Origin of the sequence: Microbacterium sp. SORGH_AS_1204, assembly GCF_030818935.1 — a bacterium.
Classification (GTDB): Bacteria; Actinomycetota; Actinomycetes; order Actinomycetales; family Microbacteriaceae; genus Microbacterium.
On the sequence record NZ_JAUTBD010000001.1, the window covers coordinates 2,051,886 to 2,075,917 of the forward strand.

Annotated in this window: 24 protein-coding genes; 8 read left to right on the top strand and 16 right to left on the bottom strand. The window is 69.5% G+C overall.

The window, feature by feature from the left end:
• Positions 1-73: 73 nt before the first annotated feature.
• Both QE410_RS09390 and QE410_RS09395 read right to left on the bottom strand, forming a co-directional pair.
• Positions 74-742 (bottom strand): alpha/beta family hydrolase, encoded by a 669-nt coding sequence (locus tag QE410_RS09390; protein WP_307330934.1) that lies wholly within the window; start codon positions 740-742, stop codon positions 74-76.
• The gene (locus QE410_RS09395) at positions 739-1,449 is read right to left on the bottom strand and encodes a general stress protein (protein ID WP_307330937.1); all 711 of its coding nucleotides are present in this window, start codon (positions 1,447-1,449) and stop codon (positions 739-741) included. The genes QE410_RS09390 and QE410_RS09395 overlap by 4 nt, the downstream gene beginning before the upstream one ends.
• A 71-nt stretch (positions 1,450-1,520) precedes the next feature.
• Here QE410_RS09395 and QE410_RS09400 point away from each other — a divergent pair, with 71 nt between their 5' ends.
• Genes QE410_RS09400 through QE410_RS09410 form a run of 3 tightly spaced genes read left to right on the top strand, consistent with a single transcriptional unit; the run spans position 1,521 to position 4,512 of the window.
• Positions 1,521-2,840 carry a magnesium transporter gene (locus tag QE410_RS09400; protein WP_058231293.1) on the top strand — a complete coding sequence of 440 codons (1,320 nt, stop codon included), beginning with the start codon at positions 1,521-1,523 and terminating at the stop codon, positions 2,838-2,840.
• Entirely contained in the window at positions 2,840-3,367 is a 528-nt protein-coding gene (locus tag QE410_RS09405; RefSeq protein ID WP_307330940.1) for a DUF1003 domain-containing protein, read from the top strand. The genes QE410_RS09400 and QE410_RS09405 overlap by 1 nt, the downstream gene beginning before the upstream one ends.
• The gene (locus QE410_RS09410) at positions 3,364-4,512 is read left to right on the top strand and encodes an Mrp/NBP35 family ATP-binding protein (RefSeq protein WP_307330943.1); all 1,149 of its coding nucleotides are present in this window, start codon (positions 3,364-3,366) and stop codon (positions 4,510-4,512) included. The genes QE410_RS09405 and QE410_RS09410 overlap by 4 nt, the downstream gene beginning before the upstream one ends.
• 230 nt (positions 4,513-4,742) lie before the next feature.
• Here QE410_RS09410 and QE410_RS09415 read toward each other — a convergent pair whose 3' ends face one another.
• Complete coding sequence (locus QE410_RS09415; RefSeq protein ID WP_307330946.1) at positions 4,743-5,114, bottom strand: Sec-independent protein translocase TatB; 372 nt, start codon at positions 5,112-5,114, stop codon at positions 4,743-4,745.
• A 72-nt stretch (positions 5,115-5,186) separates the two neighbouring features.
• Between QE410_RS09415 and QE410_RS09420 the strand changes: the two genes are divergently transcribed.
• On the top strand, positions 5,187-5,825 hold the full coding sequence (locus tag QE410_RS09420; RefSeq protein ID WP_307330949.1) for an O-methyltransferase: 639 nt from the start codon (positions 5,187-5,189) through the stop codon (positions 5,823-5,825).
• Positions 5,826-6,059: 234 nt separating this feature from the next.
• Here the strand turns inward: QE410_RS09420 and QE410_RS09425 are convergent, their stop codons facing one another.
• From QE410_RS09425 to dapE, 3 genes are all read right to left on the bottom strand, one after another.
• On the bottom strand, positions 6,060-6,230 hold the full coding sequence (locus tag QE410_RS09425) for a DUF3117 domain-containing protein (protein ID WP_074615842.1): 171 nt from the start codon (positions 6,228-6,230) through the stop codon (positions 6,060-6,062).
• Positions 6,231-6,321: 91 nt separating this feature from the next.
• Positions 6,322-7,557, bottom strand: coding sequence for a hypothetical protein (locus tag QE410_RS09430; protein WP_307330952.1), 1,236 nt, complete (start codon positions 7,555-7,557; stop codon positions 6,322-6,324).
• Positions 7,539-8,615, bottom strand: a complete 1,077-nt coding sequence (gene dapE, locus QE410_RS09435) for a succinyl-diaminopimelate desuccinylase (RefSeq protein WP_307330956.1) — start codon at positions 8,613-8,615, stop codon at positions 7,539-7,541. The genes QE410_RS09430 and dapE overlap by 19 nt, the downstream gene beginning before the upstream one ends.
• Positions 8,616-8,658: 43 nt before the next feature.
• Between dapE and dapD the strand changes: the two genes are divergently transcribed.
• Positions 8,659-9,576, top strand: a complete 918-nt coding sequence (dapD, locus tag QE410_RS09440; protein ID WP_307330958.1) for a 2,3,4,5-tetrahydropyridine-2,6-dicarboxylate N-succinyltransferase — start codon at positions 8,659-8,661, stop codon at positions 9,574-9,576.
• A gap of 903 nt (positions 9,577-10,479) precedes the next feature.
• On the opposite strand, the gene QE410_RS09445 is transcribed toward dapD, so the two are convergent.
• The 6 genes from QE410_RS09445 to QE410_RS09470 form a co-directional block, all read right to left on the bottom strand.
• Positions 10,480-11,775 carry a citrate synthase gene (locus QE410_RS09445; protein ID WP_307330961.1) on the bottom strand — a complete coding sequence of 432 codons (1,296 nt, stop codon included), beginning with the start codon at positions 11,773-11,775 and terminating at the stop codon, positions 10,480-10,482.
• A gap of 225 nt (positions 11,776-12,000) precedes the next feature.
• On the bottom strand, positions 12,001-13,104 hold the full coding sequence (dapC, locus tag QE410_RS09450; protein WP_307330964.1) for a succinyldiaminopimelate transaminase: 1,104 nt from the start codon (positions 13,102-13,104) through the stop codon (positions 12,001-12,003).
• Positions 13,105-13,107: 3 nt separating this feature from the next.
• A complete protein-coding gene (fdxA, locus tag QE410_RS09455) occupies positions 13,108-13,428 on the bottom strand; it encodes a ferredoxin (RefSeq protein WP_251537680.1) in 321 nt (106 codons plus the stop codon).
• A gap of 52 nt (positions 13,429-13,480) precedes the next feature.
• Positions 13,481-13,879 carry a histidinol dehydrogenase gene (locus QE410_RS09460; RefSeq protein ID WP_307330967.1) on the bottom strand — a complete coding sequence of 133 codons (399 nt, stop codon included), beginning with the start codon at positions 13,877-13,879 and terminating at the stop codon, positions 13,481-13,483.
• Between the two features lie 105 nt (positions 13,880-13,984).
• Entirely contained in the window at positions 13,985-14,299 is a 315-nt protein-coding gene (locus tag QE410_RS09465) for an AzlD domain-containing protein (RefSeq protein ID WP_307330970.1), read from the bottom strand.
• Positions 14,296-15,024 carry an AzlC family ABC transporter permease gene (locus QE410_RS09470; RefSeq protein ID WP_307330973.1) on the bottom strand — a complete coding sequence of 243 codons (729 nt, stop codon included), beginning with the start codon at positions 15,022-15,024 and terminating at the stop codon, positions 14,296-14,298. The genes QE410_RS09465 and QE410_RS09470 overlap by 4 nt, the downstream gene beginning before the upstream one ends.
• Before the next feature lie 65 nt (positions 15,025-15,089).
• Between QE410_RS09470 and QE410_RS09475 the strand changes: the two genes are divergently transcribed.
• Together QE410_RS09475 and QE410_RS09480 are read left to right on the top strand one after the other, a co-directional pair.
• Positions 15,090-15,641, top strand: coding sequence for a helix-turn-helix domain-containing protein (locus tag QE410_RS09475; RefSeq protein WP_307330975.1), 552 nt, complete (start codon positions 15,090-15,092; stop codon positions 15,639-15,641).
• Positions 15,642-16,072: 431 nt separating this feature from the next.
• Positions 16,073-16,438, top strand: a complete 366-nt coding sequence (locus tag QE410_RS09480) for a DUF2200 domain-containing protein (RefSeq protein WP_307330978.1) — start codon at positions 16,073-16,075, stop codon at positions 16,436-16,438.
• Between the two features lie 262 nt (positions 16,439-16,700).
• On the opposite strand, the gene typA is transcribed toward QE410_RS09480, so the two are convergent.
• Entirely contained in the window at positions 16,701-18,614 is a 1,914-nt protein-coding gene (gene typA / locus QE410_RS09485; protein ID WP_058231280.1) for a translational GTPase TypA, read from the bottom strand.
• Positions 18,615-18,860: 246 nt separating this feature from the next.
• On the bottom strand, positions 18,861-20,615 hold the full coding sequence (locus QE410_RS09490) for an ABC transporter ATP-binding protein (protein ID WP_307330981.1): 1,755 nt from the start codon (positions 20,613-20,615) through the stop codon (positions 18,861-18,863).
• 62 nt (positions 20,616-20,677) lie between these two features.
• Between QE410_RS09490 and QE410_RS09495 the strand changes: the two genes are divergently transcribed.
• Positions 20,678-21,280 (top strand): PH domain-containing protein, encoded by a 603-nt coding sequence (locus tag QE410_RS09495; RefSeq protein WP_154921986.1) that lies wholly within the window; start codon positions 20,678-20,680, stop codon positions 21,278-21,280.
• A gap of 20 nt (positions 21,281-21,300) precedes the next feature.
• Here QE410_RS09495 and QE410_RS09500 read toward each other — a convergent pair whose 3' ends face one another.
• Together QE410_RS09500 and QE410_RS09505 are read right to left on the bottom strand one after the other, a co-directional pair.
• Positions 21,301-22,350, bottom strand: a complete 1,050-nt coding sequence (locus QE410_RS09500; protein WP_307330987.1) for an ABC transporter permease — start codon at positions 22,348-22,350, stop codon at positions 21,301-21,303.
• Between the two features lie 31 nt (positions 22,351-22,381).
• Positions 22,382-23,926 (bottom strand): ABC transporter permease, encoded by a 1,545-nt coding sequence (locus tag QE410_RS09505; protein ID WP_154921984.1) that lies wholly within the window; start codon positions 23,924-23,926, stop codon positions 22,382-22,384.
• Positions 23,927-24,032: the final 106 nt, after the last annotated feature.

Genomic DNA, 24,032 nt, shown 5'->3' on the forward strand with positions numbered 1-24,032 from the left:
GTCTCGATTCCCGACCCACCCCGCGAGCAGTGGGCACTCGCTAGACATCAGGTCGCGGCCACAAATGCTGGTCTCACACCCCGCGCACGAACTCCCCCACCGCGCCCGCCAGCCCCGCACCGATCTCCTGCGCCGGTCGCCGCGCGCCCTTCACCTCGAACGAATGATTGCCGTCGGCCACCCAGTGCACCCGGGCGTTCTGACACGACTCGATCACCTCGTCGAACTGCGGGCGAGGGTGGATGAACGGGTCGTTCTCCCCCTCGACGAACAACTGCGGCGCCGCGATCGCGGGCAGGTGCTCGCTGCGGGGTTTGTCGGGCCGCCCGGGCGGATGCAAGGGGTAGCCGAGGTACACCAGCGCGGCCGGCGCGATGACCTCCTCGGCGCATGCGACGGATGCCATCCGCCCTCCGTACGACTTCCCCGCCGCAATCCACGGTCCCGGCGCGGCCACCGCCAGCCACGCCTGCACGCCCCTCCACGTGGCCACGGCGTGGGCGGCGGGTCCTGGCATCCGTCGTCCGGCCTCCACGTAGGGGAAGACGAAGCGCAGCACGGAGACGCCGTCCGCGACCAGTGCGTCCGCGAGCCCCTCGAGGAAGGGGTGCTCCATCCCCGCGCCCGCACCGTGGGCCAGCGCGATCGTCGCCCGTGCCGAGGGCGCGAGCGACCAGAGGCCCGACACCTCCGAAGGACCCGTCGGCAGCGCGACGGCGATGCGGACCGGCTGACCGCTCACGAACCGGTGGGCGCGTGCTCCGACCCGCCGCGAGACTCGTCGTCGTCGCCGCGCGGAGCGGGAGTCGGCGAGATGCGCTCGCCGTAGCGGGGCGGCTCCTCGTCAGCGGGAGGAGCAGCCGGAGCCGGCGGACGCGGCGGCACTACCGGCGCCTCAGAACCCGGGGCCACGCGTTCGCCGTACCGCGGCGGAGCGGTCTCGGCCGCCGCGGGACGCGACACGACCGTGCGCTGCGCGCCCGAGGGGCCGACGATCCCCCGCGCCTTCTGCAGGCTCGACGCTGCGACGCACACGTCGTAATGATCGGCGGCGACCTGCATCACCGACGCGAAATCGCGACGACGGCGCACGATCGAATAGGTCCCGAGGCTCAGCAGCATCCCGAGCGCCATACCGACCAGCAGCACGCCGATGAACGCCGAGATCTGCACCGTCGGAGTGCCCAGCACGAAGATGAAAGCGAACAGCAGACCGAGCATGAGCCCGTTGAGGGCCCCGGAGCGGGCGGCGGTGGCGTACCCCAGCTTCCCCGTGATCCGTTCGATCGAGCGGAGCCCCGAGCCGACGATGGCGATGTCGCGTGCGGGCACCTCGCCGGCGATCAGGGACGAGACGGCCTTCTGCGCCTGCTCGTATGTCGGGAACGACGCGACCTTCTCGCCGACCTCGTCGCGACCGGCTCCCGGTCTCTGCGCGAACATACTCATTTCACCATCCTGTCACGCACATCTGGGGGGTTCCGAGGTGTTGCGCATGAGCCGCGGACTACGCTGGTCCGGTGAGCACGCAGAGGGTTTTCGTCGCCCGCTTGGCGGGCTGCACGGTGTTCGACCCGGCGGGCGACCGCCTGGGGAAGGTGCGTGACGTCGTGGTGATCTACCGCGCGTCGGCCGCGCCGCGCGTCGTGGGCCTCGTCGTCGAGATCCCCGGGCGTCGACATGTGTTCGTGTCCATCGGGCGCGTGACATCGATCCAGGCCGGTCAGGTCATCACCACCGGTCTCATCAACGTCCGCCGCTTCCAGCAGCGCGGCGGCGAGGTGCGGGTCATGGCCGAGATGCTCGGCCGCCGCGTCAGCCTCGTCGACGGTTCGGGCAGCGCTGTCATCGAAGACGTCGCCATCGAGCGCAACCGCCTCGGCGAATGGGACGTGGGCCAGCTCTTCCTGCGTCGCCCCCGCACGAGCGCATCGCCGTTCGCGAAGGGCGCGACGACGTTCGCCGCCTGGAGCGCGGTCCGCGAGAACCAGACGCCCGGCGAGGCCCAGTCCGCCGAGCAGCTCGTCGCGACCTACTCCGAGCTCAAGCCCGCAGACCTCGCCAACACCCTGCTCGACCTTCCCGAAGAGCGCCTGATCGAGGTCGCCGAGGAGCTCAGCGACGACCGCCTCGCCGACGCCCTCGAAGAGATGCCCGAAGACGAGCAGGTGCACATCCTCGAGCAGCTCGGCGACGAACGTGCCGCCGACATCCTGGATGCCATGGAGCCCGACGACGCGGCCGACCTCCTCGGTCAGCTGCCCGAGTCCCGCTCCGAGCAGCTCCTCGAGCTGATGGAGCCCGAAGAAGCCGACGACGTGCGCGCGCTGCTGCAGTACGGCCCCGACACCGCGGGCGGTCTGATGACGCCCGAACCCATCGTGCTGTCGGCGGATGCCACGGTCGCCGAGGCCCTGGCCCTCATCCGGCGCCACGAACTGCACCCCGCGCTCGCGGCATCCGTGTTCATCACCCTGCCGCCGTACGAGACACCGACGGGCCGCCTGCTCGGCACGGTGCACTTCCAGCGGATGCTGCGCTACCCGCCGCACGAGCGTCTCGGCACGATCATCGACGACACGCTCGAGCCGGTACCCGCCGACGCCACCGCCGCCGAGGTGGCGCGCCTGCTCGCGAGCTACAACCTCGTCTCGCTGCCGGTGGTCGATCAGGCGCACCGTCTCGTCGGCTGCGTGAGCGTCGACGACGTGCTCGACTATCTGCTGCCCGACGACTGGCGCACCCACGACAGCGACGATCCCCACCCGAAAGCCACGGTCAGGCCGACCCTGACGCAGAGCATTCCCACGCAGATCCCGCAGACCCCGAGGAGGCGCTGATGGCACGCAACAACAAGACGCCCGCCCTCGATGCGCCCCGCGGGCGTACCGGTGTGCTGGCCCCGCGCGCGCCGCAGCCCTCTCGGGATCGTTTCGGACGCTTCACCGAGTGGGTGGCCCGCGCCATGGGGACGCCGACGTTCCTGCTGTCGTTGACCCTGTTCTGCGTGCTCTGGATGGGGTGGAACTCGATCGCCCCCGAAGACTGGCGCTTCGACTCCGCCGCGATCGGCTTCACGGCGCTGACGCTGGTGCTCTCCCTGCAGGCGTCGTACGCAGCCCCCCTCATCCTCCTCGCGCAGAACCGTCAAGACGACCGCGACCGTGTACAGATCGAGCAGGACCGCCAACGCGCCGAGCGCAACCTCGCCGACACCGAGTACCTCGCCCGGGAGATCGTGGCACTGCGCATGGCGGTGCGCGACCTGACCGACGAGGTCATCACGAAAGACACCCTGCGCGCCGAGCTCAAGGCCGCCCTCGAACGCCTCGACGACAGCGACGAGCACAGCCGGGCGACCTCGTGACCGCCGAGCTCGCCGAACGCGTTCGCGCGGCCGTCGCGGCCGTCACCGACCCCGAACTCCGCCGGCCCCTGGGCGAACTCGACATGGTGCGCGCCATCGACGTGCACGGTTCGACCGCCGACGTCGCTATCGCGCTGACGATCGTCGGCTGCCCGGCCGCTGATCGCATCGAACGCGACGTTCGGGATGCCGCGGCCTCGGTCGCGGGGATCGACGCGGTCGACGTGCGGGTCGGCGTGATGTCGCCCGACGAGCGCAAAGCGCTCACCGAGAAGCTCCGGGGCGGCCGGGCGAAGCGTGAGATGCCCTTCGGCCCCGATTCGCTCACCCGGGTCATCGCGGTGACCAGCGGAAAGGGCGGCGTCGGCAAGTCGACCGTCACGGCCAATCTCGCGGTCGCCCTCGCGGCGCGGGGGCTCCGCGTCGGACTGGTGGATGCCGACGTGCACGGCTTCTCGATACCGGGTCTGCTGGGGCTCGTCGACGCCGACGGCCTGCCCCCGGCCCCCACCAAGCTCGACGACCTCATCCTCCCGCCCGTCGCCTACGGCGTGAAGGTCATCTCCATCGGAATGTTCCTGCGCCGCCCGGGAGAGGATGCCGCGGGCGCCGTGGCGTGGCGCGGTCCGATGCTGCACCGCACCGTGCAGCAGTTCCTCACCGACGTGTTCTTCGGCGACCTCGACGTGCTGCTTCTCGACATGCCTCCGGGCACCGGAGACGTGGCGATCTCGGTCGGACAGCTACTCCCCCACGCCGACGTCCTGGTCGTCACGACACCGCAGGCGGCCGCCGCCGAGGTAGCCGTCCGGTCGGGGCTCGTGGCCCGCCAGACCGGGCAGAAGCCGATCGGCGTCATCGAGAACATGGCCGCCATGACCCTCCCCGACGGAACGGTGCTCGATCTCTTCGGCGCGGGCGGCGGCGAAGAGGTGGCCCGCGCGCTGTCGAGCGACGGTGACGAGGTGCCGCTTCTGGCATCCGTTCCCCTCAGCCCCGCCCTGCGCACGGGCGGCGACGACGGACGCCCGGTGGTCATCGCGCAGCCCGACGACCCGGCCGCTCGCGCGATCGACGCCGCCGCGGCGGCGCTGTCGGTTCGCCCGCGCGGCCTCTCGGGCAAGCCGCTGCGCCTCAACGTCTGACGGGGGCTCGCCGCGTCGCCCGTCACCAGAACAGGACGTTGCATCGAGAACAGGCAGCGTCGGGCCTGATCGCCCTGTTCCGGTGACATCCCCTGTTGCCGTGACACCCCCTGTTCCGGTGACACCAGGAGCGATGCACCCACGGCATCCGAGCTCGCAGAGCCGCCCGTCACGCTGCGGTTGCGACCGGTCGAGCCTCTACCGGGTGACCTTGGGGGGGGGAGCCTGCGTCAGGTCGCTTCGTCGTCGAACGGGGGACGCTCGCCCGCCAGAAACGGCGCCGTATCCGGCTTCTCGCGAGCCGCGAGGGCCGCGGCGCCCGCCGCGCGCATTGTCGCGGTGGGGGTGTCTTCGAGCAGGGCTTCGCGGATGATGCGGCGCGGGTCGTACTGGCGCGGATCGAGCTTCTTCCAGTCGACGTCGTCGAACTCGGGGCCCATCTCGTCACGCATCCGCGACCGCGCGCCCTGCATCGTCTCTTTCGCGCGCTTGGTGAACTTCGCCAGCGCTTCCGCGTAGCGCGGCAGACGCTCGGGGCCGATGATCACCGCGGCGATCACGCCGATCAGCATCAGCTTCTCGATCGTGAGGCCGAAGAACATGGCACCAGATTACCGGCCGCGCCTGGGGGGCCCGCACCGATCGGCCGTCTAGCCTGAATGATGGAGGTCCACGTGAGCGGTCAGCAGGCGAACGAGCGGTTCGTGCAGGAGTCGACGGTCGAGCCCGAGCACATCGCTCGGGCACGGGCGCACGCCCTCGAACTGGGAGCCGCGCCGATCAGCGCGGCGGTCGGCGCACAGGCGGCCGTCATCGCCGCGGCATCCCGTGCCCTTAACATCGTGGAGGTGGGCACCGGCGGCGGCGTGTCGGGGCTGTGGCTGCTGCACGGCTCGCCTCGCGCCACCCTGACGACGATCGACAACGAGCCCGAGCATCTCGGCGCCGCCCGTTCCGCGTTCGTCGACGCGCGCATCCCCGCGGCGCGGGCCCGTTTCATCACCGGCCGGGCGTCGCACGTTCTGCCGCGCATGAACGAGGCGTCGTACGACATCGTCTTCATCGACGCCGACCCCGAGGGCGTCATCGAGTACGTCGAGCACGGTCTGCGCCTCGTCCGTGCGGGCGGTACGGTTCTCATCCCCCGGGTGCTGGCCAACGGCGCGGTGGCCGACCCCGTGCGTCGCGACGCCGTCACGACGGCGTACCGCTCGCTCATCCAGGAGATCCAGTCGTCGCCCGCGGTCATCGGTGCGCTCTCGACGACGGGTGAAGGCCTCTTGCAGCTCACCACGCGCCCCGCCGACGCCTGAGCGCGAAGCACGGACCCCTGCGCAGTTCCGCTCGATCGGACCCGCGCGCCCGTCCTCACCGAGTCGTTGCGTCAGCCCACGACACGGTGACGAGCGCCCGCTCTCGACGCAGCTTGCCGAGCCCACGGAAGCGACGCGGCCCGCCGGGCGCCCCACCCTGCGCGAGCCCGATGACTGTCCGCAAACGCGAAAGGCCGACCCCTCTCGGAGCCGGCCTTCGCACGTTGATGGTCGTCACGCGGTGACGACGCCACCCAGGACGTCGTAGAGTTCTTTCGCCTCGGCGTCGTTGACGGAGACGACGAGTCGCCCCCCACCCTCGAGCGGCACCCGCACGATGATCAACCGACCCTCCTTCACGGCCTCCATCGGTCCGTCACCGGTACGCGGCTTCATGGCTGCCATCGCGGCCCCCTTCTCGTGATTGCTCTCCGGCTAGTTTAGTCGGTCGTCGGCGCGACCCGCCGTCACGGGCGTTCGCCCGGATACCAGGAGGTCAGGGGATCTGCCAGTACGTGTTGCCCAGCGCGTACATGTTGTAGATCCACCACCACTGCCCGACGAGGGCGAGGGCGAGCACACCCAGACGCCACGGGAGCGACCGCGCAGCGGCGAACGCGCCCCAGAGCGGCGACGCGGGAACCAACAGGCGGAACACACTCGACTGCGGGAAGAACACCAGCAGGAGGTACACGAGGTAGCTCGCCGACCACAGGCGCACCTCGATGCCGAGCTTCTTCACCTGAGGCAGCAGCAACAACGCGGCCGCCACCCCCACCACCAGCAGGAACAGGAAGATGTACCCCATCTCCGGCCCGAGGCCCCACTGCGTAAACCAGAATCCGGCAGCCCGGGCGAACCCATCGACCGGGACGAAGCCGGTCTCGCCGCCCAGCCAGTTGCGGCGCCAGGCGAGCTCCGTGGCGAGGTAAGCGCCCGGATCTCCGGTGACGGCGCCGGCGATCCACTGCCATGAGAAGCCGACGAGCGTGGCCAGCGCGCCCAGCGCCACGATGTGCACCACGTCGCGCCGCGGCAGCGCTTCTGCGCGCCGGCGGAGGAAGCGATGGATGCCGTACAGCCCGAGGAACAGCGCGAACGCCAGGATGCCCGGGCGGGTGTACCCCATCGCGGGCACGAGCAGGTAGAGCCAGCCCCACCGTCGGCGCTGCACGCACAGAATCGCCAGGAAGAGCAGGAAGAGGAAGAGCGTCTCGGCGTATCCGACCTGGAAGAGGCCAGCCAGTGGGCCGCAGGAGAAGAACACGACGGCCCACATCGCCGCGCCGGCGCCGATGCGCTCGCGCAGCATGGCGTACAGCACCACGCAGGCACCGTAACCCGAGAGGAGGGAGATCACCACGGCCCCCGCGCCCCACGACCCGAGGAAGAACCCGACTGCGGCAGAGAGGACGGGATAGAGCGGCATGAACGCCCAGGCGTTCTCAGCGACATGGCCGGCGTCGGCGAGCGGCAGCTGGGCGGGGTAGCCCGAGACGGCCACCGTCCAATACCACTGCGCGTCCCAGCCGATCGCGAGCTCCGACAGCGACGGGGCGACGCCGAAGCGTGACCCCTCCGCCGAGAGCGCGGCGGCGAAGACGAAGAACGCGGTGGTGACAAGACGCGCGATCACGTAGACGACGGCGATCCGCGCGGCGATCGGCAGGCGCGTCCAGCCGCGCTCGGCAGAAAAGACGGTGGCGGGGGCGGTCACGACGCGCTCAGCCACGCGCGGAGTCCGCGCTCGACCTCGTCGATCTGCGAGACCGGCACGCGCTCTTCGTCGTGGTGCGCGAGGTGCGGGTCGCCGGGGCCGTAGTTGACCGCCGGGATGCCGAGGGCCGAGAAGCGCGCCACATCGGTCCAGCCGTACTTGGGCTGGGGCGTCGCGCCGACGGCATCCACGAACTCCTTCGCGAGCGGTGCGTCGAGACCGGGGCGTGCGCCCTCGGCGATGTCGACGATGTCGATCTCGAAGCCCGCGAACACGTCGTGGACGACCTGCGAGGCACCGGCCGCGTCACGGCTCGGAGCGAAGCGGTAGTTGACCTCGACCTCGCAGGCGTCGGGGATGACGTTGCCCGCCACCCCGCCGGTGATGCGCACGGCGTTGAGCCCCTCGCGGTAGACGAGACCCTCGACCTCGATCTCGCGGGCGCGGTACTCGGCGAGACGGGCGAGGATGGGGGCGGCCTTGTGGATGGCGTTCTCGCCGATCCAGGAGCGCGCACTGTGCGCGCGGACGCCGTCGGTGCGGATCAGCGCGCGGAGCGTGCCGTTGCAACCACCCTCGACCTCTCCGTTGCTGGGTTCACCGAGGATGGCGAAGTCGCCCTCGAACAGATCGGGGCGGTTGCGTGACAGACGACCGAGGCCGTTCAGCGAGGAGTCGACCTCCTCGTGGTCGTACCACATCCAGGTGATGTCGACCGCGGGATCGGTGAGCTCGGCGGCGAGCTTGAGCTGCACCGCGACGCCGGCCTTCATGTCGACCGTGCCGCGTCCCCAGAGGAACGCCTCCCCGTCGATCTCGCGGTCTTCCACGGGCAGGTTGCGGTTGATGGGCACCGTGTCGATGTGTCCGGCGATGACCACCCGACGGCTGCGACCGAGCGATGTGCGCGCCACGACGGTGTCGCCGTCACGGATCACCTCGAGGTGGTCGTAAGCCGAAACGGCGGCCTCGATGGCATCCGCGAGACGCGTCTCGTCGTCGGACTCGCTGTGGATGTCGCAGATGGCCCGAGTGAGGTCGACGGACGAGGCGGTGAGGTCGAGCGCGAGCATGCCCCGATCATTTCACACGCGCCCACGCCGGTAGCCTGAGGGTGTGAGCAACGAACGACGCATCAGCGCTGCCGGCCTCTCCACCCGAACGACCGACGGGACGGTGCTCGACGCCTGGTTCCCGAAGCCGGTTCTCGGCACCGCCGATCTGGATGCCGAGCGGGCGGCGCTCGAGGCCTCCGCCGGTCCCGATGAGCGGCGTGGTGTCATCGTCGAGACGGTGTCGCTCACCATCGACGCCGACGCCGCGCCCGCCTCCACCGTCGACGCCTACCTGCGCCTGCACGCCCTGTCGCACCTGCTGGTGCGTCCGAACGAAATCAACCTCGACGGCATCTTCGGTCACCTGCCCAACGTCGCTTGGACGAACGCCGGGCCCGTGCACCCCGACGATGCGGCGCGCCTGCTGCCGCAGCTGAAGCGTCACGGCATCGAGCTGCAGGGTCTCGACAAGTTCCCCCGCCTCACCGATTACGTCCTCCCCGCGGGTGTGCGCATCGCCGACGCCTCGCGCGTGCGTCTGGGCGCCCACCTCTCCCCCGGCACGACCGTCATGCACGAGGGCTTCGTCAACTTCAACGCCGGCACGCTCGGCTCCTCGATGATCGAGGGGCGCGTCTCGCAGGGCGTCGTGATCGGTGACGGCACCGACATCGGCGGCGGTGCGTCGATCATGGGCACCCTCTCGGGCGGTGGGACGCACCGCGTCTCGATCGGGTCGCGGACACTTCTGGGCGCCAACGCCGGCATCGGCATCTCGCTCGGCGACGATTGCGTGGTCGAGGCCGGGCTCTACGTCACCGCCGGCACCAAGGTGAAGGTCGGCGACGAGACGGTCAAGGCCGTCGAGCTGTCGGGCCGCGACGGCATCCTGTTCCGTCGCAACTCCCTCACCGGCGCCGTCGAGGCGTCTGCGCGGGCGGGTGTCGGCGTGACGCTGAACGAGGCGCTGCACGCCTGAGCCCGCGTCGCTAGGAACTGCCGGGGCGCCCGGCCCACCCTGCGCGAGAAACGGCATCCCGAGCGAGACACGCATTGGCGCGCCGTGTCTCACTCGCCGGAGCGTTTCTCGATGTTCGGGCGGCCAGCGCTTTGCGCGAGAAACGGCATTCCGGGCGAGACACTCGCCAATGCGTCGTGTCTCACTCGCTAAAGCGTTTCTCGGCGCATCTCACGCGCCCCAGCTTTTCTCGGCGCATCTCACGCGCCGGAGCGTTTTCCGGCGCCGGCGCGCCCGGCCCACTCCCGCGAGAAACGGCATCCCGAGCGACACACACGCCGTGTCTCACTCGCCAGAGCGTTTCTCGGCGCAGCTCACCCGCCGGAGCGTTTTCCGGCGCCGGCGCGCCCGGCCCACTCCCGCGAGAAACGGCATCCCGAGCGACACACACGTCAACCCGCCGTGCCTCACTCGCCAAAGCGTTTCTCGATGCACCTCACCCGCCGGAGCGTTTCCCGGCGCCAGGGCGCCGGCCCACTCTCGCGAGAAACGGCATCGCGAGCGAAACACCCGCCAATGCGTCGTGTCTCACTCGCCAGAGCGTTTCCCGGCGCCGGCGCACCCGGCCCACCCCCGCGAGAAACGGCATCCCGAGCGAAACACACGCCAACGCGCCGTGTCTCACTCGCTAAAGCGTTTCTCGGCGCATCTCACGCGCCCCAGCTTTTCTCGGCGCAGCTCACCCGCCGGAGCGTTTCTCGGCGCCGGCGCGCCCGGCCCACTCCCGCGAGAAACGGCACCCCGAGCGAGACACGCCACGACGCGCCGTGTCTCACCCGCGGGAGCGTTTCTCGAGCATGGAGACCGTCGCGCAGAGCGAACGCCCCGCCCCTCGCGAGAGGGACGGGGCGTTCGCGGCACGGGTCAGAGCCCGGGATAGTTGCGCTCGGCGGCGCCCGTGTAGAGCTGCTGCGGGCGGCCGATCTTCGTCTGCGGGTCGGTGATGGCCTCGCGCCACTGGGCGAGCCAGCCGGGCAGGCGACCGATCGCGAACAGCACGGTGAACATGCGCGTGGGGAAGCCCATCGCCTTGTAGATCACACCGGTGTAGAAGTCGACGTTCGGGTAGAGGCGACGCTCCTTGAAGTAGTCGTCTTCGAGGGCGATCTGCTCGAGTTCCTTGGCGAGGTCGAGCAGCGGATCGCTGACGCCGAGGGCTTCGAGCACCTCGTCGGCCGACTCCTTCACGAGCTTCGCGCGCGGGTCGTAGTTCTTGTAGACCCGGTGGCCGAAGCCCATGAGCTTGACGCCCTGTTCCTTGTTCTTGACCCGCTCGACGAAGCGCTCGACGCTCTCGCCAGAATCGCGGATGCGGCCGAGCATCTGCAGCACGGCCTCGTTCGCGCCGCCGTGCAAGGGGCCGGAGAGGGCCTGGATGCCGGCGGAGATCGACGCGAACTGGTTGGCGCCGGTCGACCCGACGAGGCGGACGGTCGAGGTGGATGCGTTCTGCTCGTGGTCGGCGTGCAGCATGAGCAGCAGGTCGAGCGCCTTGGTCATCACCGGGTTGACCTCGTAGATCTCGCTCAGCACACCGAAGTTGAGCTTGAGGAAGTTGTCGACGAAGCCGAGCGAGTTGTCGGGATACAGGAACGCCTGCCCGATGCTCTTCTTGTGAGCGTACGCCGCGATGACGGGGAGCTTGGCGAGCATGCGCACGGTGTTGAGCTCGACGTGCTCGGGGTTGTGCGGGTCGGACTCGGCCTCGTAGTACGTGGACAGCGCGGCGGTCGCGGCCGACAGCACCGACATGGGGTGCGCGGTCGGAGGCAGCGACGAGAAGAAGCGCTTCAGGTCTTCGTGCAGCAGGGTGTGACGGCGGATGCGCTCGTCGAACGAGGCCAGCTCGGATGCCGAGGGCAGTTCGCCGTAGATGAGCAGCCACGCGACCTCGAGGTAGGTGCTGTTCTTCGCGAGCTGCTCGATCGGGTACCCGCGGTAACGCAGGATGCCCTGGTCGCCGTCGATGTAGGTGATGTCCGACTTGGTCGACGCGGTGTTGACGAACCCGTAGTCGAGAGTCGTGTGTCCGGTCTGCTTGGTCAGCGAGGCGATGTCGATGCTCGGCACGCCGTCGGTACCTCGCAGGACCGGGAATTCGGCGGTCTTATCCCCCACCGAGAGAGTGGCCTTGTCCTGCTGCGTACCCGCGTCGCTCACCGCGCCTCCTTGCGATTCTCGTCGCCCGTGTGGTCGATCGCGGGTCTGATGCTCCCGCGGCACTCGACCGTTGGATGCCACGGGTGTGCCATCCGGGTCGGCACGCGCGCGGATGTGGCCCGAGCGCATGCTTTTACAGCCTAGTAGTCACGAAGACGTACAGATGACACCACCAAAGGATGCCCCCATCGAATGGAGGGATCCTCCTGTCAGCCGCGTCCGGCGTCAGGACGTCAGCCGCTCCGCCGCCGCCGCGATCCGCTCGTCGGTCGCCGTGAGCGAGAACCGCACGTGGTTCGGGAAGTGCGTGCCGTAGAAGTGGCCCGGACCGACCAGGATGCCGAGATCGGCCAGACGTCCGACGCTCTCCCAGGCATCACGCCCCTCGGTGGCCCACAGGTACAGACCGGCCTCGCTGCGGTCGATCGTGAAGCCCGCAGCCTCGACGGCGGGCTTTAGGACCGCTCGGCGGCGCGCGTAGCGCTCGCGTTGCACCGCGACGTGCGCGTCGTCGCCCAGCGCGACGGTCATCGCGCGCTGCACGGGTGCGGGCGGCATGAGGCCGAGGTGCTTGCGACCGGTCAGCAGGCGCGCCACGAGCGATTCATCGCCCGCGAGGAAGGCTGCGCGGTAGCCGGCGAGGTTCGACTGCTTGCTCAGCGAATAGACCGACAACACGCCGGTGAGATCGTCGCCCACGACCGCCGGATCGAGCACGCTCGGCACCCGCTCCCCGTCCCAGGGCGCGTCCCACCCGAGCTCCGCGTAGCATTCGTCGGATGCCAGGACGGCTCCAAGCTCGCGAGCCCGGGTCACGGCATCCGTCATCTCTGCGACCGACAGCACACGACCGTCGGGGTTGCCGGGCGAATTGACCCATACGAGCCGCGTGCTCTCGGGCCACTCGGACGGATCATCGGATGCCACGGGCTCCGCACCGACGAGGCGGGCGCCCACCTCGTAGGTCGGGTAGGCCGCACGAGGATGCACGACCGCGTCGCCAGGGCCGAGGCCGAGCAGCAGCGGCAGAAGCGCCACCAGCTCTTTCGAACCGACGGTCGGCAGGACGTTGGCCGCGGTCAGACGGGGAACACCCCGGCGCCGGGCGTACCAGTCGGCGATCGCCTCTCGCAGCGCGGGGGTGCCGGCCGTCGCCGGGTAGGCGTGCGCATCGGTCGCATCGGCGAGGGCTGCGGCGACGACGTCGGGCGTCGGGTCGACGGGCGAACCGATCGACAGGTCGACGATGCCGGCGGGGTGGCGCCGCGCGCGCTCCGCGTAAGGGGCGACGGCGTCCCAGGGGTAGTCGGCGAGGTCGGCGACGCCCACGGGTCAGTGGCTCTGCGGGGGGAGCTCTGCGACGACGGGGTGGTCTTTGGCGATCACGCCGACCTTGGCGGCTCCGCCGGGCGAGCCGATGTCATCGAAGAACTCCACATTGGCCTTGTAGTAGTCGGACCACTCTTCGGGCAGGTCGTCTTCGTAGTAGATGGCCTCGACCGGGCAGACGGGCTCGCACGCACCGCAGTCGACGCATTCGTCGGGGTGGATGTAGAGCGAGCGTTCACCCTCGTAGATGCAGTCGACGGGGCACTCGTCGATGCAGGCGCGGTCCTTGACATCGACACACGGGAGGGCGATCACGTAAGTCACCCGCTCAGTCTAATCGCGCCGGGGGACCCGGCCCCGCCGCGGCGGCGCGCGCCTACGATTCGGCGGGTCGCCGAGCCGCGTCGATCTTCGAGAAGTCGGGCCATAGGGCCACCAGCACCATGAGCGCCGGGCCCACCACCGTCCACACCAGCGGAACCCACTCCGTTCCCGCCGTCGGTGCCGCCACGATCGCCGATCCGCCGGGTCCGACCTGCGAGAACAGGTAGGTCGCCGCGGTGATGCCGAGTCCGCCGGCGAGGGCGTTCACCCGGTCGCCGGTCAGCGTCCGCAGGGCGATGAGGAGTGCGGCGCTGCCGACGGTGGCGAGGATGAGCCCGACCGGGATCGGCCCGAGAAGGTACGCCTGACCGACCGTGCCGGCCGTGCCGTAGAACACACCGATCGACAGGGCGACGACCCAACCGACCACGCGCAGGATGCCAGAACTCACCGCGTCAGTGTACGGGCGGCGGCGATGGCGCGGCTGTGAGCGTCGGGCTCTCGCGCGGGTGAGGGTGTGGTGAAGTCGCGTGACGCGATGGTCGACCTCTCGCAATCACGCCGCCCAGCCCCACATCCTCAGCAGCGCGGCAGTCACGGCCGCGGCCGCGACGACGACGAGGAAGGGCGCCCGCGCCCACAGCAGCAGCGCCGCCACGCCCACCGCCGGCACCCGCGCATCGACAATGACCGCGGCGCCGGCGGCGAGGGTCTGCACCACCACGAGCGCCGAAAGGAGCGCGACCGTGAGCAGGTCGGCGATCCGCGCGGGGCGCGGTGCCTCGAGCCATCGCGCGGGCAACAGGTAGCCCACCGCCTTCAATGCGACGCAGATGACGGATGCCAGCAGCACCGCGTTCCACAGGGTCATGGCATCCCTTTCTCTTCGCGCGTGCCGGAAACGGCGGGCGCAGGCCGACGTGGATCGAACAGCCCCACGACGACGGCGACACCGGCCGCGGCGATGACGGGGATCCCGGGCATGAGCACGGGGGTCAGGGCCGCGGCGACGACGGCTGCACCCGCGGCGACGGCGAGCGGCTGACGCCCGCGCAGGCGGGGCCAGAGCAGGGCCAGGAACGCCGCGGCCGCGGCGGCGTCGAGACCGTAGGTCCGCGGGTCACCGAGCACGTCACCCAGCAGGGCGCCGACGAGCGTCGACAGGTTCCAGCCGACCCAGATCGCGATGCCGGTGACCCAGAAGCCCGCCTGACGGGCGCGCGGGGTGTGTTGCGAGAGGCCCACGGCAACCGACTCGTCGATGGTGAACTGCGTCGCCGCGGCCTTCCGCCAGAACCCGTCGCCGACGACCGGCGCCATCCGCATCGCGTAGGCGGCGTTTCGCACCCCGAGCAGCGCCGCCGATGCGATCGCCGCGGGTGCCGCCGCAAGACCGCCCGCCGCGATGACGCCGACGAAAGCGAACTGCGAGCCACCGGTGAACATCAGCAGGCTGAGCACGCACGTCTGCCAGACGTCGAGACCGGACGCCACCGCCAGCGCGCCGAACGAGATCCCGTAGGCGCTGGTCGCGAGGGCGACGGCGAGGCCCTGGCGGGAGGCGACACCCTCGGGTGTTCGGTGGAACGAACGCATGGTCATCATCGTGAACGAGCGCGCGGCGTTCGTCAAGTCGAACGAACGGTGAGCATAATGAACGCATGACGGATCTCGGAGATCGGATCGCCGCGACCCTGCGACGCGAGCGCGAGCGTCGCGACCTCAGCGTCTCGGAACTCGCACGAAGAGCCGCGGTGTCCAAGGCGACCGTCTCCCAGCTCGAGAACGGTGGCGGCAACCCGAGCGTCGAAACGCTGTGGGCGCTGGCGACCGCGCTGGAGATCCCCTTCGCGATCCTCGTCGACGAGGGCGTGCGCTCCCCCACCCTGATCCGCGCGGGCGAAGCGGCCACGGCGGTGCCGTCGTCGGCATCCGACTACCTCGCCGTGCTGCTGTCGGCCAGTCCGCCGCACGCGCGCCGTGACATTTACCTGCTGAGTGCGGAGCCGGGCTCGCCACGGCTGTCGGACCCTCACCCGCGGGGCACCGTCGAGCACGTGGTGATGGTCACGGGTCGGGGCCGGGTGGGCCCGGCCGACGACCCGTACGAACTCTCCCCCGGCGACTACCTGTCGTACCCCGGCGACGCCCCGCATGTCTTCGAAGCGCTGACCCCGGGCATGAGCGCCGTGTGCGTGGTCGAGTCGCGCTGACGACCGGCGGGATCACGTACCCACCCGCGGGGCTCGGGACACGACGCAGGAGGGACATCTGCGGCCGGACCGGGCGGGGCCTCGGTCGCCGGACTCCGGCGTTGCGTCCGGCGGACGATGCACAACTCCTGCACAGGTGTCGCCGCGCCCACGTCTTACCCAGCGAGCGACGGATCTGCAGGAGTTGTGCACGCTCGCCGGCGCCGACAGAACGCGGGAAGATCGTCCGCAGCCGACCTCGATGAACGGGCCGGGCGGTGCTGTGGCCGCCAGATTCCGGTGATGCGATCGGCGGACAGTGCACGACTCCTGCGACGGTGTCGCCGCGCCCGCATCTCACGCACCGCGCGACGGATCTGCAGGAGTTGTGCACGCTATCGCCGGCGAGGCCCGTATCGACGCGGCCCCGAGGGCCGACTATCGTGCGGAGCATGTCCCGCGTCTTCGGCATGGCCTTCTCGTCGGTCTACCCGCTGTACCTCGCCAAAGTGGAGCGCAAGGGGCGCTCGAAGGACGACCTGGATGCCGCCATCCGCTGGCTCACGGGCTTCGACGACGCGACGCTCGCCGTGCACGCCGAGGGGACGACGACCTTCCGCGAGTTCTTCGACGCGGCGACGCTCAACCCGCACGTCGATCTGGTGACCGGGGTGGTGTGCGGCATCCGGGTCGAGGACATCGAGGACCCGCTGATGTACCGCATCCGCGTGCTCGACAAGCTCGTCGATGAGCTGGCGAAAGGGCGACCGCTCGCGAAGGTGCTGCGGGAGCCGCAGCCTGCGGCGGCTGAGGGCTGAGAGTACACGGGTCCGCCGCCCGCGAGGAGATCCCTGGGTCGACGCTGGAGCCGGAAGCTTCGACGGGCTCAGCCGCCTCCCGTGCGGGGGTCCCTGAGTCGCGCCGGTGCCGGCGGCTTCGACAGGCTCAGCCGCCTCCCGTGCGGGGTCCCGGGTCGCGGCCGGAGCCGGGGGCTCCGACAGGCCGGCCACTGCGCGCGGCGGGAACGCGGAACGGCCCCGCCGAGCGTGGGCTCGACGAGGCCGTGACAGGCGGTAACGCTTACGCGTTGGCATCCTGACGCTTCAGGCGCGAGGCGGCGCGGCCGCGCTCGGTCGCGTCGAGCACGACCTTGCGGATGCGCACCTTCTCGGGCGTGACCTCGACGCATTCGTCGTCGCGGGCGAACTCGAGCGACTCCTCGAGCGTGAGCACGCGTGGAGGCGTCATCGACTCGAAGGAGTCGGAGGTCGACGAACGCATGTTCGTGAGCTTCTTCTCTTTGGTGATGTTGACGTCCATGTCGTCGGCGCGGGAGTTCTCGCCGATGACCATGCCCTCGTAGACCTCTTCGGTCGGCTGCACGAAGAAGCTCATCCGCTCCTGCAGGGCGATCATGGCGAACGGGGTGACGACGCCCATGCGGTCGGCGACGATCGAGCCGTTCTGACGGGTCGTGATCGAGCCCGCCCAGTCGTCGTAGCCGTGCGAGATGGCGTTGGCGATGCCGGTGCCGCGCGTGATCGTGAGGAACTCGCTGCGGAAGCCGATGAGGCCGCGCGAGGGGACGACGAACTCCATGCGCACCCAGCCGGTGCCGTGGTTGGTCATGTTGTCCATGCGGCCCTTGCGGGCGGCCATGAGCTGCGTGATCGCGCCGAGGTGCTCTTCAGGGGCGTCGATGGTCAGGTGCTCGAAGGGCTCCTTGAGCTTGCCGTCGTCGCCGCGCTTGGTGACCACCTGGGGCTTGCCGACGGTGAGTTCGAAGCCCTCGCGGCGCATGTTCTCGACGAGGATGGCGAGCGCGAGCTCACCGCGGCCCTGGACCTCCCAGGCATCCGGGCGTCCGATGTCGACGACCTTCAGCGAGACGTTGCCGATGAGCTCGCGGTCGAGGCGGTCCTTCACCATGCGGGCGGTGAGCTTGTGGCCCTTCACCTTGCCCATGAGCGGCGAGGTGTTGGTGCCGATCGTCATCGAGATCGCGGGGTCGTCGACCGTGATCGCCGGGAGCGCCCGCACGTCTTCGGGGTCGGCGATGGTCTCACCGATCGTGATGTCGGGGAAACCGGCGATGGCGACGATGTCACCGGGGCCGGCGTCTTCCGCGGGGAAGCGCTCGAGCGCGCGTGTCTTGAGCAGCTCGGTCACGCGGGCGTTGCTGGTGGTGCCGTCGGCACGGACCCAGGCCACGGTCTGGCCCTTCTTCAGCGTGCCGTTGAACACGCGCAGCAGCGCGAGGCGGCCGAGAAACGGCGAGGAGTCGAGGTTGGTCACCCACGCCTGCAGCGGCGCCTCGTCGTCGTAGGCCGGAGCCGGGACGTGCTCGAGGATCGCGCCGAAGAGCGGCTCGAGGTCGTCGTTGTCGGGCAGCGCGCCGTTGGCGGGACGGTTGAGGGATGCCGCGCCCGCACGGCCCGAGGCGTAGACCACCGGCACGTCGAGCAGGGCGTCGACGTCGAGGTCGGGCACGTCGTCGACGAGGTCGGACGCCAGGCCCAGCAGCAGGTCGTGCGCCTCTTCTTCGACCTCGGCGATACGGGCGTCGGGCCGGTCGGTCTTGTTGACGAGCAGAATGACGGGGAGCTTCGCCTCGAGGGCCTTGCGCAGCACGAAGCGGGTCTGGGGCAGCGGGCCCTCGGACGCGTCGACGAGCAGCACGACGCCGTCGACCATCGACAGCCCGCGCTCGACCTCGCCACCGAAGTCGGCGTGGCCGGGGGTGTCGATCACGTTGATCGTGACGGGCACGTCGGTGTGGGCACCGTTGTACTCGATCGCCGTGTTCTTGGCGAGGATCGTGATGCCCTTCTCGCGCTCGAGGTCGTTGGAGTCCATCGCGCGCTCCTCGACGTGCGCGTGGTCGCCGAACGAGCCGGTCTGGCGGAGCATGGCGTCGACGAGAGTCGTCTTGCCGTGGTCGACGTGCGCGACGATCGCGACGTTACGGAGGTCAGGACGAAGGGCGTGCGCCATGGAGGGTCTCCAGGAAAATTCGGGGTGGCGCCCGGAATCGGGCTGACCCAGTCTACCGGGCGGCTGCGACACTGCCTGGCAGGCAGCAGAAAGGGGTGGAATTCCCGCGGACCCGCCCTGCGGACCCCGCCTCGCGTCACCACAGGAGGGAGCCTTCGTCTGCGCCTTCCGTCGCGGATCCCTCGACCGGGTCGCACGACAAGGGGGCGGCATCCTTCCGAATGCCGCCCCCGCGAATGGTCTCGGTCAGGATGCCGGGGTGTCGCGCAGCAGTTCGTGACGCAATTCGCGACGCGCGGCCTGCACTTCCACATCGGGCACCGGGATAGCCGCGATAAGTCGCTGCGTGTACGGCTCCTTGGGCGCGCGCAGGATCTCGTCGCGCGTACCCTGCTCGGCGATCTTGCCGCGGTTGAGCACGACGATGCGGTCCGCCATGGCATCCACCACCGCCAGATCGTGGCTGATGAACAGGCACGCGAAGCGGTGCTCCTTCTGCAGCTCGCTCAACAGCTCCAGCACGCGCGCCTGCACGGAAACGTCGAGAGCGCTGGTCGGCTCGTCGGCGACGAGCAGTCGCGGCTGCAGCGAGAGTGCACGGGCGATGCCCACGCGCTGCTTCTGCCCGCCCGAGAGTTCGTGGGGGTACCGGTTGCGGTAGCTGCGCGGCAGACGCACCTCATCGAGCAGCTTCTCGACCCGCGCGTCGAGCTCGGCGCCCTTCGCCTCGCCGGCGAGCAGCAGCGGCTCGCCGATGGATTCGCCGATCGGCAGTCGTGGGTTCAGCGACGACGACGGATCCTGGAAGACGATTCCCACACGCCGGCGCAGCGACTTGATGAGCTTATGCGAGCCGCTGGAGATGTCGACCCCGTCGACGACGAGGCGCCCGTCGGCGATGGGCTGAAGACCGATCGCCGCGCGGCCGATCGTCGACTTGCCGGAGCCGGATTCGCCGACGAGACCGACAATCTCGCCTTCGGCGATGCCGAGAGTCACGTCGTCCACGGCGCGGAACGCGGCGACCCGCCCCTTCTTGCCGTACTCGATCGATACGTTTTCGAGCTGCAGCACGGGGTGAGCGATCTCCGGGGCCGCAGCCGCCAGCGCGATCGTCTCGGTACGAGCCGGCCCCTCCGCCACCGCGTGGGCGAGAGCCTCGACCACGTCGACGGTCGCTTCGCCCTCCAGCGTCTCGCCCAGGCGGGGCACGGATGCCAGGAGCTCCCTGGTGTAGGCGTCCTTCGGCGACCCGAGCACCTGGGCAGCCGGGCCCTGCTCGACGATGTCGCCGGCCTTCATTACGACGATCCAGTCGGCGAGGTCCGCCACCACGCCCATGTCATGGGTGATGAGCAGCACGGCGGAGTCCAGACGGTCCCGGAGGTCGCGGATGAGGTCGAGGATCTCGGCCTGCACGGTCACGTCCAGGGCCGTCGTCGGCTCGTCGGCGATGAGCAGCGCGGGCTCGAGGCTGATCGACTGCGCGATCATGGCGCGCTGACGCTGGCCGCCGGAGAGCTGGTGCGGGTACGACGCGAACGCCTTCGCGGGGTCGGGCAACCCGACCATCTCGAGCAGCTCGAGCGCGCGCGCCTTCGCCTGCGTCGGAGCGATGGGCGTGTGAGCGCGCAGAGCCTCGATGATCTGCGAGCCCACGGTCAGCACCGGGTTCAGCGCGGTCATGGGCTCCTGGAAGATCGCCGCCACCTCGGGACCACGCAGCTGGCGCATCTGCGCCGTGGAGAGGCCGTTCACCTCCCGGCCGTTGACCTTGATGCTGCCCGTGACACGGCTGTTGCGAGGTAGCAGGTCGAGCACGGCCATCGAGCTGACGCTTTTGCCCGAACCCGACTCTCCGACGACCGCAACAACCTGTCCGCGCGCGATCGAATAGGTCAGGTGCTTCGCTGCGGGGACCCACACATCGTCGACGGCGAAGTCGACGCTGACATCGGTCATCTCCAGGGCCGGGACGCCGGCCTTCTCGGTCGTGCTCATGAGGTTGTCCTCTCGTTCCCGCCGAGCGGGAGGGAGTGATCGGGGAATGAAAGAATCGGAGGATGCCACGCCAGACGTTCCGCTCGACGTTCACCCGTGTCCTGTGCGGAATCGTGTGGGCGATCATCGCCGCGGTGGCTGTCGGTCTGCTCGTGACCCCGGCCGTGACCGACGCGCCCGCGCTGATCCTGCTCGGCGCGCTGGGCGCGGCCGCCCTGGTCGGCGGCGTCCTGTGGTCGCCGTCGGTGTCGGTCGACGACGACGGCGTGCAGGTCGACAACATCGCCCTGCGCTACCGCGTGCCTTGGGCTGCGCTCGTTCACGTCGATACCCGCTACGCGCTGCAGCTGCACACGCCCGGTCGACGAATCGCCGTGACCGCCGCGCCGGCGCCCGGTGCGGCCGGGTCGCTGCGCGCCGCGCGCGCACATCGCCGCAGCGAAGAGGCTGCCACGCCGCAGATCCGACCCGGCGAACTGCCGAACACCGACTCCGGACGCGCGGCCGACATGGTGCGCACACGCTGGCACGCGCTGCGCGACGCCGGACGCATCGAAGCGGGCATCGCTGAGCGCACCCCCGTCGCCGTCACGGCTCGTGTCGGCAACGTGGTGCTGCTCGTGCTGGGCGCGGCCGGACTCATCGCCGCGATTGCGGTCGCCTGAGGACCACGCGGACACGGTCGTCATGACGACGGCGTCTCCGGGTGCACCCGCGCCTGCGTGCTCGCCGGGGCGGTGACCGAGGGGCCGGCCTGCTCCTTAGTGCGCCGCAGCGAGAAGCGCTTCTGCCGCGGGTCGAACGCGTCACGCAGACCGTCACCCACAAAGTTGACGAGCACGGCGAGCAGCACGATGAAGACGGCGGGCCACCAGAACAACCACGGACGGGTCGAGAACGCCGACTGGTTGTCGGAGATGATCAGACCCAGCGAGACATCCGGCGGACGCACACCGAGCTGCAGGTAGCTCAGCGCCGTCTCAAGGAGGATGGCGGATGCGGCGAGCAGCGTCGCCGCGACGATCACGACGCCGATGGCATTGGGCAGGATGTGCTTGAAGATGATGCGCGCATCGCTGGCACCGGCCACACGGGCGGCTTCGACGAATTCGCGCTCTCGAAGCGACAGGAACTCGGCGCGCACGAGCCGGGCGATCGTGGTCCACGAGATCATGGCCAGGAAGAACGCCAGTGGCACGACGCCCAGTCCGCCGGTCGCCCGACCAACGACAGCACCGATGACGATGATCGGAAGGACGATGAAGACGTCGGTGATGCGCATGAGCACGGCATCCACCCATCCGCGGTAGTACCCCGCGAGGGCGCCGATGACGGTACCGACGGTGGTGCCGACGATGCTGATGACGAGCATCACAAGGATCGAGTTCTGAATACCGCGCATCGTCATAGCGAAGTAGTCGATGCCGATGCGGTCCTGCCCGAACGGGTGGTCGCCCAGAACGAAGGGGAACACCGACAGCGTCGGCGCACCTCCGTTGTTCTGGGGGTTCAACGTCGTGTAGTCGTACTTCCACCAGCCGGGAATCGGACCGAGCCCGATCGCCGAGATGGCGAAGGCGGCGAGAAGCAGGAACAGGACACCGGAGACGACGGCGATCTTGTTCGCGAGGAAGCGTCGAAGGACGAGGCGTCCCTGGCTGACTCCGACCGTGTTTCGCTCGTCTGCGGGAGCCGGCGCGTCGACGTTCGCGGGCTCGGGAAGCATCTGGGTCATGCGGAGACCTCCGGGAATCGGACGGCGGCGATCATGCGACCACTCGCACGCGGGGGTCGAGCGCCGCGTAGGCGAGATCGGCCAGGAAGTTGAACACGATGGCGGTGACAGCGATCACGATGAAATAGCCCATCACGGGGTTCACGTCGACGCGCTTGATGGATGACACGAAGAGTTGCCCCATACCGGGGATGGCGAAGACCTGCTCAGTGATCACCGCACCACCGAGAAGTGCGCCGACATCGGTCGCGATGAGCGTAACGATCGGGATGAGCATGTTCCGCAGACCGTGGCGCATGATGACGGTGCGTTCCGGCAAGCCCTTGGCGCGGGCGGTGCGGATGTAGTCCTGGTTCATCACCTCGAGCATGCCGGCGCGGGCGTACCGCGTGTATCCGGCGAACGAGATGAGAAGGAGCGAGATCGTCGGCAACAGCAGGTGCGTGAACGTATCGATGCCGGTGATCCACATGTCGCCGTTGAACCCAGGGGTCGCCGCGCCCACCGTCGCGATCGGGCGGCCGTTGATGCGGGGGTTGTTCACGTACTGCGGCCAGGACTGCATGTAGCGGTCGAGAACGACAAGAGCGAACGCGAAGAAGGCGACGATCGCGCCGATCCTCGCCGTCATACCGCGATCGGGGGCACCGACCAGGTATCCGGTGATCAGTCCCACCGCGACGGCGACGACCATGAGGATGATGATCGTCCAGACCGTGGAGATGTCGAACAGACCCTGCAGCACGAAATACGCGACGTACGAGATCGCACCGTTCGCTGCCGCGACGATCAGTGCGCGGCGGTTCGACAACCCCGAGATGAGCCCGGTGGTGATGACGACGACGCCCGCGATCAGCAGCAGCAGACCCACCGGGCCGAAGCCGGGGTTACGGAACCAGTCGGTGACGTTGAAGTACACCAGCAGGGCCACGGTGGCGGCGGCCGCCGTGCCGGCGACGATCGCGCGACGGCGCGGCGACCCGCCGATCATGGCCTGCCATACGACCGCCGCGACGACCGCGAGCAACACGATCACCCAGACGGGGATGGAGGTCGCGGATTCAAGGAAGCTGTTGAATCCGAGCGCCAGGAATTCCTTCAGAAGCACGGCCACCAGGAACGACGGCAGCGAGAACAGGAAGAAGCTGAGCAGCGTGATACCGAAGTCGAACCCGCTGTACTGACGGAGGGCGGACACGATGCCGACCACGACGCCGAGCACGATTGCCAGCACGAACGACGCCGTCACGAGTTGGAGGGTGGATCCCACCGCGGTGGGGAGAATGTCCAGAACCGAGGCATTGCTGATGGTCAGACCCAGGTCGCAGGTGCCTGCGAAAGGAATCAGGCAGCCGGCAGCTCCGCCGAGCCACAGGAAGTAGCGCAGAGGCGCGGGGACGCTGAGGTCGAGCGCGGCCACGCGCGCAGCGATCAGTTGGTCGCGGTTTGCAGCGGTGCTGTCTCGCAGGTCCTGCAAGGGGTCGCCGGCGTTGGCGGCCAGTACGTACATGATGAATGACGCGGCAAGGAGAACCAAGATCGAGACGGCGATGCGCCTGAGGATGAATCCGACCATCGCGGAAGGTCTTCTTTCGATCGGGTGACGAGCGCCAAAACGGCGCCCTGGAAAGGATAGTCGCGAGCGCAGAGAAAGGGCTCTGCGCGCACGCGAAATGAGGCGC

What these genes read in the sequence shown, in the direction of transcription:
- QE410_RS09395 (WP_307330937.1), bottom strand. Translation starts at nt 1,449, where the DNA reads ATGAGTATGTTCGCGCAGAGACCGGGAGCCGGTCGCGACGAGGTCGGC.
- QE410_RS09405 (WP_307330940.1), top strand. Translation starts at nt 2,840, where the DNA reads ATGGCACGCAACAACAAGACGCCCGCCCTCGATGCGCCCCGCGGGCGT.
- QE410_RS09415 (WP_307330946.1), bottom strand. Translation starts at nt 5,114, where the DNA reads ATGTTCTTCGGCCTCACGATCGAGAAGCTGATGCTGATCGGCGTGATC.
- QE410_RS09425 (WP_074615842.1), bottom strand. Translation starts at nt 6,230, where the DNA reads ATGGCAGCCATGAAGCCGCGTACCGGTGACGGACCGATGGAGGCCGTG.
- dapE (WP_307330956.1), bottom strand. Translation starts at nt 8,615, where the DNA reads ATGCTCGCGCTCGACCTCACCGCCTCGTCCGTCGACCTCACTCGGGCC.
- QE410_RS09465 (WP_307330970.1), bottom strand. Translation starts at nt 14,299, where the DNA reads ATGACCCTGTGGAACGCGGTGCTGCTGGCATCCGTCATCTGCGTCGCA.
- QE410_RS09470 (WP_307330973.1), bottom strand. Translation starts at nt 15,024, where the DNA reads ATGCGTTCGTTCCACCGAACACCCGAGGGTGTCGCCTCCCGCCAGGGC.
- QE410_RS09475 (WP_307330975.1), top strand. Translation starts at nt 15,090, where the DNA reads ATGACGGATCTCGGAGATCGGATCGCCGCGACCCTGCGACGCGAGCGC.
- QE410_RS09480 (WP_307330978.1), top strand. Translation starts at nt 16,073, where the DNA reads ATGTCCCGCGTCTTCGGCATGGCCTTCTCGTCGGTCTACCCGCTGTAC.
- typA (WP_058231280.1), bottom strand. Translation starts at nt 18,614, where the DNA reads ATGGCGCACGCCCTTCGTCCTGACCTCCGTAACGTCGCGATCGTCGCG.
- QE410_RS09490 (WP_307330981.1), bottom strand. Translation starts at nt 20,615, where the DNA reads ATGAGCACGACCGAGAAGGCCGGCGTCCCGGCCCTGGAGATGACCGAT.
- QE410_RS09495 (WP_154921986.1), top strand. Translation starts at nt 20,678, where the DNA reads ATGCCACGCCAGACGTTCCGCTCGACGTTCACCCGTGTCCTGTGCGGA.
- QE410_RS09500 (WP_307330987.1), bottom strand. Translation starts at nt 22,350, where the DNA reads ATGACCCAGATGCTTCCCGAGCCCGCGAACGTCGACGCGCCGGCTCCC.
- QE410_RS09505 (WP_154921984.1), bottom strand. Translation starts at nt 23,926, where the DNA reads ATGGTCGGATTCATCCTCAGGCGCATCGCCGTCTCGATCTTGGTTCTC.